This window comes from Acinetobacter rongchengensis, from assembly GCF_003611475.1.
GTDB lineage: Bacteria > Pseudomonadota > Gammaproteobacteria > Pseudomonadales > Moraxellaceae > Acinetobacter > Acinetobacter rongchengensis.
The window spans coordinates 1-13213 of record NZ_RAXT01000014.1 but is presented as its reverse complement, the minus strand read 5'-3'; the positions used below and the strand labels follow the sequence as shown (position 1 = coordinate 13213).

Annotated in this window: 13 protein-coding genes and 1 pseudogene; 3 read left to right on the top strand and 11 right to left on the bottom strand. The window is 37.7% G+C overall.

The window, feature by feature from the left end; translation table 11 throughout:
* Positions 1-70: 70 nt before the first annotated feature.
* Both D7V20_RS08815 and ruvX read left to right on the top strand, forming a co-directional pair.
* Entirely contained in the window at positions 71-625 is a 555-nt protein-coding gene (locus D7V20_RS08815) for a YqgE/AlgH family protein (protein WP_120383934.1), read from the top strand.
* Positions 618-1061, top strand: a complete 444-nt coding sequence (gene ruvX / locus D7V20_RS08810) for a Holliday junction resolvase RuvX (RefSeq protein ID WP_120383933.1) — start codon at positions 618-620, stop codon at positions 1059-1061. The genes D7V20_RS08815 and ruvX overlap by 8 nt, the downstream gene beginning before the upstream one ends.
* Before the next feature lie 159 nt (positions 1062-1220).
* On the opposite strand, the gene D7V20_RS08805 is transcribed toward ruvX, so the two are convergent.
* From D7V20_RS08805 to D7V20_RS08795, 3 genes are read right to left on the bottom strand one after another with little or no spacing between them, the layout of a single operon-like run.
* Positions 1221-2231: an HlyD family secretion protein gene (locus tag D7V20_RS08805; protein ID WP_120383932.1), complete on the bottom strand. Its 1011-nt coding sequence runs from the start codon at positions 2229-2231 to the stop codon at positions 1221-1223.
* A 37-nt stretch (positions 2232-2268) separates the two neighbouring features.
* Positions 2269-2475, bottom strand: a complete 207-nt coding sequence (locus tag D7V20_RS08800; protein ID WP_120383931.1) for a DUF1656 domain-containing protein — start codon at positions 2473-2475, stop codon at positions 2269-2271.
* Between the two features lies 1 nt (position 2476).
* A complete protein-coding gene (locus D7V20_RS08795; RefSeq protein WP_120383930.1) occupies positions 2477-4561 on the bottom strand; it encodes an FUSC family protein in 2085 nt (694 codons plus the stop codon).
* A gap of 510 nt (positions 4562-5071) precedes the next feature.
* Here D7V20_RS08795 and D7V20_RS08790 point away from each other — a divergent pair.
* Entirely contained in the window at positions 5072-5875 is an 804-nt protein-coding gene (locus D7V20_RS08790) for an IclR family transcriptional regulator (RefSeq protein ID WP_120383929.1), read from the top strand.
* Positions 5876-6116: 241 nt separating this feature from the next.
* On the opposite strand, the gene D7V20_RS08785 is transcribed toward D7V20_RS08790, so the two are convergent.
* From D7V20_RS08785 to D7V20_RS08750, 8 genes and pseudogenes are all read right to left on the bottom strand, one after another.
* Positions 6117-6737 (bottom strand): alpha-ketoglutarate-dependent dioxygenase AlkB family protein, encoded by a 621-nt coding sequence (locus tag D7V20_RS08785; RefSeq protein WP_120383928.1) that lies wholly within the window; start codon positions 6735-6737, stop codon positions 6117-6119.
* Between the two features lie 154 nt (positions 6738-6891).
* A complete protein-coding gene (locus D7V20_RS08780) occupies positions 6892-8052 on the bottom strand; it encodes a hypothetical protein (protein WP_120383927.1) in 1161 nt (386 codons plus the stop codon).
* Positions 8053-8259: 207 nt separating this feature from the next.
* Positions 8260-8847 carry a CDP-diacylglycerol--glycerol-3-phosphate 3-phosphatidyltransferase gene (gene pgsA / locus D7V20_RS08775; RefSeq protein WP_120383926.1) on the bottom strand — a complete coding sequence of 196 codons (588 nt, stop codon included), beginning with the start codon at positions 8845-8847 and terminating at the stop codon, positions 8260-8262.
* 104 nt (positions 8848-8951) lie between these two features.
* Complete coding sequence (locus tag D7V20_RS08770) at positions 8952-9746, bottom strand: thioesterase family protein (RefSeq protein WP_120383925.1); 795 nt, start codon at positions 9744-9746, stop codon at positions 8952-8954.
* A gap of 115 nt (positions 9747-9861) precedes the next feature.
* A complete protein-coding gene (locus tag D7V20_RS08765; protein WP_120383924.1) occupies positions 9862-10182 on the bottom strand; it encodes a DOPA 4,5-dioxygenase family protein in 321 nt (106 codons plus the stop codon).
* Between the two features lie 113 nt (positions 10183-10295).
* On the bottom strand, positions 10296-12095 hold the full coding sequence (gene uvrC, locus D7V20_RS08760; protein ID WP_120383923.1) for an excinuclease ABC subunit UvrC: 1800 nt from the start codon (positions 12093-12095) through the stop codon (positions 10296-10298).
* Positions 12096-12256: 161 nt separating this feature from the next.
* Positions 12257-12676 carry a PH domain-containing protein gene (locus tag D7V20_RS08755; RefSeq protein WP_120383922.1) on the bottom strand — a complete coding sequence of 140 codons (420 nt, stop codon included), beginning with the start codon at positions 12674-12676 and terminating at the stop codon, positions 12257-12259.
* 355 nt (positions 12677-13031) lie between these two features.
* Positions 13032-13213, bottom strand: a pseudogene (locus tag D7V20_RS08750) (PH domain-containing protein); the annotation flags it as partial.

Sequence of the window (13213 nt, the reverse complement as noted above, 5' to 3'; positions counted from 1 at the left end):
TATGGCAAATCGACATAACGTCAAGACTGAAAAGAAGATTTCATCAATCAACAGCAGGAGCAGTTCATAGGTGACCAAACAATATCTTTCACATCGCTGCTTGATTGCCCCACCTGATTTAGCAGATGATTTTTTTGCAAATACCGTGATTTATATTGCTCGGCATGATGAAGACGGCGCTCAAGGTATTATTATTAATCGTCCTGCGGGAATTCAGGTCAAAGAGTTACTCAATGATTTGGAAATAGCAGCAGATCATGTCCGCCCACATGAAGTCTTACAAGGGGGGCCGTTACGCCCTGAAGCTGGCTTTGTATTATACACAGGACAACCGACGTGGCATTCTTCAATTGCTGTGGGTGAAAACCTGTGTATTACCACCAGTAAAGATATTTTAGATGCGATTGCACATAATGAAGGCGTAGATCGTTATCAAATCGCTTTGGGTTATGCAAGTTGGTCAAAGAACCAACTTGAAGAAGAAATTGCCAAAGGTGACTGGTTGATTTGTGATTCTGATATGGATTTGGTCTTTAATTTACCTTATAACGACCGTTGGGATGCTGCATATCGTAAAATAGGCATTGATCGTACCTGGTTATCTTCTGAGATTGGACATGCCTGATTTAACAACGCCACAACTGATTATGGCTTTTGATTTTGGAACACAAAAAATGGGGATGGCGGTAGGCTCATCCCTCATACACAGTGCAACACCATTGGCACTTTTTCCAATGAAAGATGGAATCCCCAATTGGGATCATTTATTAAAAATTGTTAAACAACATCAACCCAGTTTATTTTTAGTGGGTTTACCACTCAATATGGATGATTCAGAATCTGAATTATCAACCCGAGCACGAAAATTTGCACGTCGTTTACGTCATCAAACCAATATTGAAACACTCATGGTCGATGAACGCCTCACTACGCGTGAAGCACGTGATGAATTGGAACATTATCAAATGCAAGGGCGTGCTAAAAACCTAGCAGCAGATAGTATTGCCGCAGCATTATTTATTGAAAGTTGGTATCGATCTCCTGTAGGAACTACGCCTTAAGCAATAAGCTTAAAGCTTTAAGCTTTAAGCTTTAAGCTTTAAGCTTTAAGCTTTAAGCTTTAAGCTTTAAGCTTTATCATGATGATTTTCATAAAAAAACCCATCTTTCGATGGGTTAAAATTTGATGAGAAGCAACAATTGAACAGAATCTATAGACTCTAATTGTTTTTACGCTCTAGAATATGAACGGTTGCTGTCCGCCCTGCGACAAAAGCCAAAGAATCATGTGGTGCGTCATCTAAAACGATTTTAACAGGTACACGTTGCGCCAAACGTACCCAACTAAAGGTTGGATTTACATTTGCCAATAATCCTGATGATGTGGTCCGCTCACGATCTTCAATCCCAGATGCAATCCCTTGAACATGACCTTGATATTTTACAGAGTCACCCATTAACTGAACGGTGGCTGGATCACCTAAATGGATTTTATTCAGCTTAGTTTCCTCAAAGTAACCAACCACATAAAGTTGTTTACGATCCAATAAAGCTGCAACAGCTTGCCCAACTTTGACATAATTACCTACGCGCATATCAAAATTTGACAATGTACCATCGGCGGGTGCAACCACTTCGGCACGATTCAAATTTAACTGTGCTAAATGCAAATTACTGTTTGCCGCTTCGATTAAGGCTTTCTGCTGTTTAATATTGGCTTCAGACTGCTGTATTGCCGCTTCAAGTTGTTGATGCTCTGCATGCGATTGATCGCGCTGAGCAAACACTTGATCTTGCTCTTGTTTTGAAATCGCACCATCCATCAAATCTGAATAGCGTTTTGCATTTTTATCCGCCAAATTTATATTGGCTTGTGACTTAATCACATTGGCTTTGGCCTGTGCCAAACCTGCTTCTGCTTCTGCAAGACCTGATTTCGCTTTGGCTAAATCAGACTTAGCTTGCTCAACATCTAAAGCCTGACGTGCTAAATCAATTTTAAAAAGAATCTGACCTTTTTTCACAGTTTGGTTGTCCTGAACCAAAACTTCAGTTACCAATCCTGAAATATCGGAAGACACTTGAATCACATCACCACGGATACGACCATCTCGAGTCCAAGGCTCAGCGTTATAATAGTCCCAGACATGGACGATACAAAATATAGCAATCAATAACACCACAACAAAACTAAATGGTCGTATTATTTTCCGCACATCAAACGTTTTCATGATTTACCTATTCTTTCATCAAATTTTAAAATTAAACTTACAGTCCTAAGCCAATAAATAACCAGTGCATACCGCACAATAAAATCAAATACACACACAAATTAAAAATTGCAGGAAAAATGATCCAATTCTTTTCAACCAAATAGTCCAAACCAATGACCACAACTTTGAACAGGATATAGGCCAAAATTGCTTGAATTAAAAATGCAGGAACATAAACACCATAAATATTAAATTCACCCATTTTATGCTCCGACGAATGTCACTGAATCTGTATTAGCTCCAACATGTTGGTGACAAATACTGTTTCGAATATTATTCACTGAAATTTCTACACGCAGACGGATATCCCCATCCCCAACCGTTTGAACATCGCTAAGCACTTGATCAAACATTGTAAGCAATGCTGCAGGTACCTTTTGACCAAATTGATTGACTTCACGCTGTGCTAACCATTGATCCAATAATTGTTGTAATTCAACTATTGAATGTCTCACTGGTGCTTCTGGAGATAACTTTTTTACAAGCTCTTGTAATCGAGTTAAATCAACCACTGCGCTGGATTCAATCAAAGCATTGTTAATTTCTATTTTTAACTGTTCAGACTGTACAGGCTTAGTATTCAGTACGCCAATACGGTCTAACATACTGCGTAAATGGATTCTAAAACCAAGACCATAAGGTATTTCAATCGCTTCTCGCATGGCTTTATAATGTCTTGCTAAGATCCGTTGCACAGTAATGTCAGGTGACATAGAACGCACCACATGCACCACAAATATCGAAATAATTGGGCCAAAAATCGTACTGATAGAAAAATCAAAATAAGCAATTTGATCCATGGCATAACGGTTTTGTAGTCCTAAGCCCATCACCGTATTCATAATTAAAGGCAGCCCTAATCCATTGAGTGGAGGATGCGAATACAACATGATGCAGAATATGATGAAAGGCGCTAAAACCACCATCAATTCCCAAAACGTAGTCACATGTGGGAAAATACCAAAGGCATAAATAAAGACCAAAATTGCACCGTAGACACTGGCTCGAATAAATACTTTAAGAGCAGGTACAGGATCATCTAAAAAGGTTAAAACACACGCAGTAATTGCCGCCATTTCGGCCAACATGAACCCTGTTTTCCAACCACTATAGATCCAAATCACACATGCAATGATAATGGTTAAAAATGCTGACAAACCGCCTCGCACAGCAACACCATAATCTCGATGTAAACTCGGATAAGCTGTGGTCAAAGGTGCAATCATTTTAGGAAGTGTATTATCCCCGACCTGTATACGTTGCCAAATCAGCTTTTCCGCACGGAAATTTTGAATGAAATGGCGAATATCCATTTTCAGACTACCTAAAATAACCTGCTGTTCAGGCGTCGCATGTTGCGCAATGATCTGAAACTTCTGCTCAAATGTTGCGGGTAACTGTCTAAGCTGATTTTCCTCAATGGCATTTTTATCATCTAAAAATACATCTACATCATCATGTAATGCTTGAAGATATGGTTTATAACGCAGATCAATTTGATCCAACTGTTTAATTCTTTCAGACATCGCAACCAAATTAGCGACCAACATCGTGACTTGGTGTAACAACTCTTGCAATGGTTTGGTCATGCCTTTAAATTTGGATTTCTCATAACTCAAATGCACAGCCATGGTATGAATATCAGAAGTATCTCGGGTGATCCCTGCTAATAGTTGCGTGTAATTATCTAAATGTTGATGATTCGATAAAATTGAATCAAAAGCCTGTTTGGTGTCTTGTAAAGTTTTCGTTACTCGTACTTGTACAACAGGACCTAAATGCATCGGGAAAATGGTGGCTGTTACAACAGCACTACAAACAACACCTAAAGAGATTTCAATAAAACGCCCCAATGCCATATCAAAAATTGAAATTTTATCGATATAGTAAATAGAGTTAAAACAAATAATCACAGCGGTATAACCAGCCAACATCACCACATAACTTCGTGGTGAGCGATCAATTAAGGAAAGATAAAGACATACACCAACCCATGAGGCCAATACAAAAGTAAATAATAATGGGGTATTGATTAAAAAAGGCATGATGGCGACCGCAAAAATCGCACCAAATAATGTTCCCAATAAACGATAAATACTCTTAGAAGCCGTCATACCTGAGTAAGGATTGGCAATAACAAAAACTGTACCTATTGCCCAAATGGGATTACTCAGATCAAGTGCAAATGCAATATAAAGCGCTAGCATGCCTGCGATAAATGTTTTAGTCGCAAAAATCCAATCCAATTTATTGGGTCTAAAAGCCAATAGTGGTTTGATTAATAACATGAATGCGGCTCGCTATAAGCTAAATGATATGTAGTTCTTCCACTGATGTACTTGTTCGGCTTAAAACAATCCTGATGTTTTCCACACGACCAAAAAACCGCACCATTTAACATTTAAACAGTGAGGTCAATCTTGAAAAACGATCAAGTAAGAATTTTAGAAAACGATAAAACTGATTTCTGAGTACAACTTTGAGAAGAGAAGAAATTCAATTTATCGTGAAATTTAAGATTATTAATACACCAAAACTTCACATTTGAATATTCTTTAGACTAATTTTGACAATAAAAATATAATTAGTCAAATAAAATATCTTATTTTGATAATTTGTTAATTTTTTAATAGACAATATAACTTAATTTATATAACTTTCTCTAATACTGAGTTAAGTTACTCATTTTCAAACTATCTGTAATTAGAATACAAATTACGCTGATTTTTCCTGAACAATTTGTTATAACGTAACATTAGCTTTTATTTTTTGATTCTCACTTATTGAGTAGGTCATTCATGGCTCTTTCTAGTTTTGGCAAAATTCTCACTGTACTAGATTTATTTTCAGTATCTCGCCCTGTCATCAATGTTGATGTGATTTGTGAAGAGTTAGGGTTATCTAAACCCACCAGTTATCGCTATTTAAAAGAATTGGTCTCAGCTGATATTTTACAACGCCTAAGCGGTACTTCAGGCGATTACACATTAGGCCCCAAAATTGCGGTGATGGATTATATTTCTAGAACCACAGATCCCTTGGTACAGATCAGTAAACCATTCATGCAAGAAATTTCTGAGCGGACTGAACTTTGTTGTTTATTGACACATCTAAATGATGATTATTGTATTGATATTCATCATGAAGTATATCGTGATGAAACATTGCTCAGTTATGGTCGCGGTTGTCCACGCCCTGTTTATATGGGTTCATCACCTAAAGCAATCATGGCACATTTGTCCAAACAAAACATTCATCATTATTACACACGTTTTCAAACGCAATTGGCAGAAGTAGGTTTTGCTGAAGATGAAGAAACTTTTGTCAATAAAATGAAGAAAATCAAAAAACAAGGGTATTATTTCTCTCAAGGTGAACTTGACCCTAATGTTTCTGGTTTATCCATTCCTGTAAAATTTTCGAGTAAAGAAGCACCTTTGGCACTCACAGTGCTTGCCTCTAAAAATCGCTTTGAATATGTTAATTTGCAGAAACTGATTGAAACGTTAGAAGATTCAGCAGCGCAAATTGAAAAACGTTATCAAGCACTTTCTGAAAATCATCAACTTTCTGAAATCAACACAAATGCCAAGATCTTTTGATCTTGATGATAATTTAAACAAAATTTTACAATGAATATTCTTGTGCATTACACATAATTCTCATATGATGATTATGTTCTTCAGTAGCACATGGTATAGCGGTTATTTCCTCGGAAATAATCGCGACTCAGAGTAATGCCAATCAGCTTTATTGCTGGCTGGCATTTTTTACGCCTTTTAGATTCTGTGATTAGCATGAATCGCAGATCAAGTATCCGAGTGATTGACTAACATTAACAAACTAATCCGAATGAAAATAACGAAAAGTCAAGTTCACACGTGGTTCAAATACACGTAAGGACTTTGCAAGGCGATGTTTCCAATAACGTTGGGTCTGCCCTTGCATAACAATCAGTTGTCCACTTTGTAACAGTAAATCAACTTTTTCAGCTTTCCATTTATGTTTAAAACTAAATTTACGTGTTGCCCCTAAACTCAATGAAGCAATCACAACGTCTTGATTGGGAGAAATCAATGAAGGTTCATCATCACTATGCCATCCAACAGCTTGCGTACCATTTTCATATAAATTGGCAAGGCATGAATTATAGTGGTGTCCTGTTAAATGTTCGATATGTTGTTTGAGTCGAAATAGCGCTGGCTGCCAAACATGCGCTTGTTTGGCCATACCTGAATAATGATACTGATAATTTTCATCACCATACCAAACCACCTTACGTTCAGTTTTGTAGTATTGACCATGCAAGAAAACTTCATCTTGTTGCCACGCCAAATGTTGTAAAAAATATTTTAAGTATTGGTCACTTTGCGCCGCATCTAAAATTAAGCCATAGTCGGTTACTTGCCCATCACAAGGCAGTAAGTTGTCTATGGCTTCAGGTTCAAATAATTCGAGATTCATCGCACAAAAATCAAACAGAGATTGACCAAAACAATGGATGAATTTTTTATGAGAAACAAGTAATTTTCTTTGTTAAATTTTAACTAAAAGCACAAGAATAAATTTATAAACAATAACGATACCCTAGCTTTATAGAGGATTTATAAGAAACTACTCAACAAATAATCTTGGAAATTAACTTAGTCTCAACCAATAGCTTTTCATTCTGATCTGCTGTGATTTCGACTAAGTATTTACCATTAGAATAGAAAATAGAGCCATCCTTTAAAGCAAAACTCATCACTCCCTTTTTTAAAGTGCTCATATCACCTGAAGGGGTCATTTTGACCAACTCCCAAGAGTTTGGAATCATGCCCGGATATTTTTCACCTGCACTTTTATTACGCTCTAAATTCTGTTGAGCCTTAATCAGATTTCCTTCAACGAATAATTCTTCTTCAGACTTTTGTTGTGCCTTGGCAGGATTATTCCCAGAAGTGGTTTTTAATGACTCACCTGTATAACGTTGTGTAAAGAAATCTAACCAGCCCACCATTGCTCGAATAATTTTAAAAGGTGCAAAAATAATATCTTTCAAAGAAGTGAGCGGTGAATTCCGCTGCCCCTCTCTAGAATATGGACGCTTGAGGAAATATAAGTTTCCAAGGTGATCCATTTTGGGTTTAAAGAAATCAAATTTAGGATCTGCGACCACAGTGGTTAAATCCCCTGTCCCCATATCTAAATGACAAATTTCCCGAGGACCATAAGCGATACCATGCTCAGCATAGGCCAAACCGCAAGAATCATAATACAATTGCATCGAATCTCGAGGATCAAACATCGGATTGGAGTCCTGACAATCACCTTCCGTCAAATACTGAGTTCGATTGGCATCCAAAGGTAAAATACAAATATGGCGTTCCAAACCTTGGGTATTGACTGAAAGTGCTAAACGGCGTTTAGACTCATCATAGGCAATATCTTGAACCACAAAATCATTTTTACGCAGCACTAAACCTTCAGCTTCTTGCAAGTCTGTTAACGACTTAATATGAATTGCGGTACCTTCTTGTAAGCAGGCACTATAAATCATTTTTTGATCTGAAGTTATCACGGCATCAGTTGGAAAAATATAACGTAAATCTGCTTCATCCTGTTGTGTATAGGCCCCCATAAATTGAGCACCCGTACCTTTCGTTTTCCATTCTTTACGTTGTTGGATTTCCACCAAGTTCTTTTTATATTGCTCCACAGATTGGCATGGAACAGTAATATTTTTATTTCCTTCTAATAAACATAAGTTTTCATTGGATAAATAAAGTAATGGCGGCATGTATAATCCTTCTCTTCACGAACAACGGGTACTTTTTCTAAATTTTCCCGTTTCAATTCATTTTTATGGTCTTCATTCAAGCGCAATATAGCATAATCTATTCATTCAACATGCATTCTATGCTCGAATACATTGTTTAAGTTTCAAACACTCCAAAACCAATAAAGCCTTTCTCTAAGGAAAGGCTTTATTAGAAAATAATCAGTATCAAGGCTGTTTTAAATAAGGCCATGCTGCTTTTAAGTAAATAAACATCGACCACAATGTTAAAATAACAGCGGTATACAACAAAGCATAAGCCAGTAATTCAAGTGGTTGCCAATTCAATAAAAATACCGTAATTGCAATCATTTGAAATGCTGTTTTGTATTTTCCAACTGTAGATACAGCAACATTGGTACGCGCACCTAATTCTGCCATCCATTCACGTAAAGCAGAAACAGTGATTTCACGTGAAATAATCACAATTGCAGCAAAGGCCATTGCGATACTCGGTTGCCATTGAACCAAAACAATTAAGGCAGCCGCAACCATAAGTTTATCTGCAACAGGGTCTAAAAAACGCCCAAACGCAGAGCTTTGATTTAATGTTCGTGCAAGATAGCCATCAAACCAATCTGTGATTGCTGCAATAACAAAAATTGCTGTCAAAACAATATGACGTGTCATACTGCCCTCATGCCCACCTACACCAATCGCAGGTGGCCAATACGCAATCACTAAAAAAACTGGAATTAACGCAATACGAGCCAGCGTCAAGATATTTGGAATATTCAGGATACGACCTGTAGTCATAGACACCGCCAGTGAGTCCCCTTCTACCTGAATTCAGGCAAAATATAATGTAGAGTAATCCTCTATTTCGTCAATACTTTATACGATTCACAAGAAACTGTCGACTAGGCAAACACAGTAACAGTCTGTCTTGCAATTGCGATCAGTCGATTTTGCGCATCCCACAAATAAGCATGCTCAGTTGCATAACCATGTGCAGCATGATCAGTTACCACCTTATACTTAAACCAATCATTTAAATCACACTCTATGGAATGAATAAAAGTCATATGCCATGTCAATGTACTGGCCGGTGCAGGTTTACGAAACATAGATAGCACACCCGGTGGCCAAACATCCATTAAAGTTAATAAATCCGCTGTATTCATTTTCCGATGGGCATGTTCCGCTGGGTCAAAACGACACCAACCTGCAAAATCAGGTTGTTTACTCGCTGACATTGGATAATGACCTTCTGTCCATGCCAATTGAAAGTTTTTGACGCACTCAGGAAATGGCAAATATTTAGGAACAATATTGGCTTGCTCAATGGATGGAAAATCAGGTGCTTGTGGTTCTAATGCCACCTGAATATTTGATTCACGCTGCTTACCAAAACTGGCAATTAAAATACTTTGTACCGCATCATTTTGCCAAAGACGTACTTCTATCGTTGTAACTGACTTGCCTTGTCTAAGGATCTCAGCCGTTAAGCGAGCTTTGTTTTGTTCAACTGGCCCAGCGAGCGTAACACTACAGCTGAGTAGCTTCTTCTCTGGATCTGCAATTGTAACAATCGCCTTTTGTATCAGCATACCTGCAACTAAACCACCAAAGATTGTTCTGCCTTGTAGCCATCCTTGTGGTATATCAACCCATTCACTCAGTTCAATTTGTTGAAACAATGGTTCTAAAGACATACTTTTGCTCTGAATTGCGATCCTTCGAGCTACTGTTTCATATTTTTAATGTGATGAAAATGGTCTGTGACTCAAGCGTCAATGAGCACTTCAGCTAATGACCTGAGCTAAGATATTATAAACATTCAAGATTCAAATTTAATGGTGTACCTATCCACGTTGCATATTGTGTATGTGCAAGGTATTCATTCTCAAGCAAAGGATGAATTAAAATCGAAAATCCATGAAAAATTTGAGTTAAAACGTACTTTACTTGCGCGAATTCATCCTGCGAAAACTCCATTTGAAACATAGGCTTGGGTAAAGGCCCTACAGCTTTATATAACAATCTGCTGACTGTAACTGAACCAGATAAGACTTCCTGAAGTCTCAAGTGTAGTTCCTGAACTTGAGCTGTCTGATCAAGTTCAAAAAATACATGTGCATGGTATTTCATCTTTCAAATTCCCTTTCAGAAAAATTGAATTGTGAATATTTCAATTTAGAAATTTTTAGACATACAACAAGATCATCACTCATTAAATATATATTTCAAAAAAAGAATTTATCTTACTCATGCAATACTTTATAAATCATTCTTGCCATTACATCACCCAATCCTGGAACAAACTTTAAATCATTTTCAGAAGCTTTTAATACACCTTGAATGCCACCAAAATGTGTAAGTAAATCACGACGACGTTTCGGTCCTAACCCAGGAATGGCTTCTAATACTGATCCACCACGACGTTTATCACGTTTAGCGCGATGTTTGGTAATCGCAAACCGATGCGCTTCATCACGTACCTGCTGGATCAAGTGTAAAGCCTTGTGATCCTCAGCTAACTGAATTTTTGTTCCATCAGTAAAATGTAAAGTTTCAAGTCCGGGTTTACGCCCTTCACCTTTAGAAACACCCACCATGAACGCTTCTAAACCTAACTCCTGCATTACTTCCATTGCCATATGTAATTGACCTTTACCACCATCAATCAGTAGCAAATCGGGGAGCATGGCTTTTTTATAACGGCGAGTCAGCGCTTGGCGCATCGCCGCATAATCATCCCCCGGCGTGATTCCATCAATTGCAAATTGACGATAGTCTCGCTTACGTGCTCCCCCCGCATCAAAAACCACACATGATGCAATGGTTGCCTCGCCCATGGTATGCGAAATATCAAAACATTCGATACGGTCAATTGGACGACCCGTGACTTGTTCAAGTTGATGAAAACGTTCATTTAACTCTAAATGATTGGCGAGCTTTCCTTTGATGGCATGTTGTACATTCATCTCTGCCAATTCAAGCCATTCTGCACGGGTTTCCCGCACACTGTGTTTGACTTGGATTTTCTTCTCAAATTGCTGATGTAGCGCTTCTTCTAATTGTTGTCGATCAGGAATTTCTACATTGACAATCAATTCTGTTGGCACTTCATCCGCCACTTGGAAATAGAAATTCGCCATAAAATCTGACAGCATTTGTCCTAAATCATCACCTAACATGTCAGGAAAATAACTCTTCCCACCGAGCATTTTGCCATTTCGGACGTGCATAATCTGTACGCAAGTCACGCCTGCTTGATATGCAATGGCCAGAATATCGGCTTCACCTTTCACTTTATAAATCGCTTGCTGGGCTTGGACATCACGTAAAAGTGCCATTCGATCACGATAAAACACTGCTTTTTCAAATTCTAAATTTTCCGCAGCCTGTTCCATTTTTTGAATCAATTCCTGATTCAACTCTTTGGTATCACCATTTAAAAAGCGGATCGAATTCTGCACATCTTCATTATAGGCTTCTGGGCTAATCAAACCGACACAGGGTGCCGTACAGCGTTTAATTTGGTATTGCAAACATGGACGTTTACGTTGTGAGAAATAACTATTTTCACATTGGCGTACATTAAATAATTTTTGTAAAACCAGTAAGGTATCTCGTGCATTATATGCACTTGGGTACGGGCCAAAGAATTTACCCACTTGATGTTTCCCCTTACCACGCCCCGAAGCAATCCGTGGGTAAGGTTTATCCGCAGAAACAAAGATATAGACATAAGATTTATCGTCCCGCAACATAATATTATATGGCGGGCGATGTAACTTAATCAGGTTCTGCTCAAGTAACAATGCTTCCGTTTCTGAACGGACAACCAAACTTTCTATATTATAAATACGTGCAACCAAAGCCTGAGTTTTGGGATGCTCAATGGTTTTGACAAAATAGCTCGAGACACGATTTTTAAGATTTTTGGCTTTGCCGACATAAAGTAACTCACCCTCTTTCCCCAGCATTTTATAGACACCAGGAAGTGTGGTCATATTGGCTAAAATCTTTTCGATATTTTCTCGTGCGTTTTCGTTCACAACTGACTCATGATTTATCGTTAGCCTACATGATGTAATGCTTTAAGCTTATTTTTCAAGTTCTCATTCAAAATATCTAATCAAGCTTTAAAATATTAACCCACATCTGACAAATAGATCGAATACTGCAAATTTCGCCATAACATATACATTTCAGCTGATTAAATTTGAGCATTCTGACGCTGTACTGCCTGACAAAATAGTTGTGGATTGCGTGGAGAAACTAAAATTTGTTTGGCTTTACCATCTTTTAAATAACGAATTTGTAAACGATCTAATGATAAAGCTGGAGAAGAAATTGAATTATTGGTTTTCGAGATTTGCTGAATCGTACTCAATGGAATCACCCACTTGAAAAACATACAGCGAATCGTCAAGATATCATTTTGAATAGAATAACGTGTATTTAAAACAGGCCACCACATCACTGCAATGGTGAGCAGATATACTGTCGTATGCTCAGGATATTCAACCATTGTCCCTTTTGCATACATCGTCAGTAATAATTGCACAAGCAAGCCTGTCATCGCAATCAAAAAGCCCAACACCCACCAATCAATTTTAGAATGAAATTTCTGCATATTTATCCCCAATCTACTTTCATTCTAACTGAAATGACGACTCGAACACTCACGATAAAAAACTAATTTTTGCAATAAAAAATGCATTTATGGACTAATGCTGATCAGTTAAGAGTAATTTAATGATTTGATTACTCATTTAATAATCTCCCCTAGCCCTGAGCCATATAAGGCGCAAGAAAAACAGGGGGAACTATTGAGAATCTAAAATAATTTTAGATTCCTTGCGCAGCAGTGCCACTCCCCTCCTTTTCCAAAAGTGAAGAGTATGCTCCGCAAGGGGGAGGATTTAAAAATTATTAACTGACTGATATTACCCTTAGCGACGCTTACTATTCAACGTCATTTAAAGTCATCAGTTCTTTAAATAGCGCTCAAAAATTTCAGAGAAATCATAATGATCAATCTCTCGAATACGCTGATTGGTATATTCTTCAACTTGATGTGCCGTTTGGTTAATAATTTCAGGTAAATTTAAAATAGCCTGCTCACTTAACTCACGCAAATTAAACATTTTTTGAATATTTTCATTAAGAG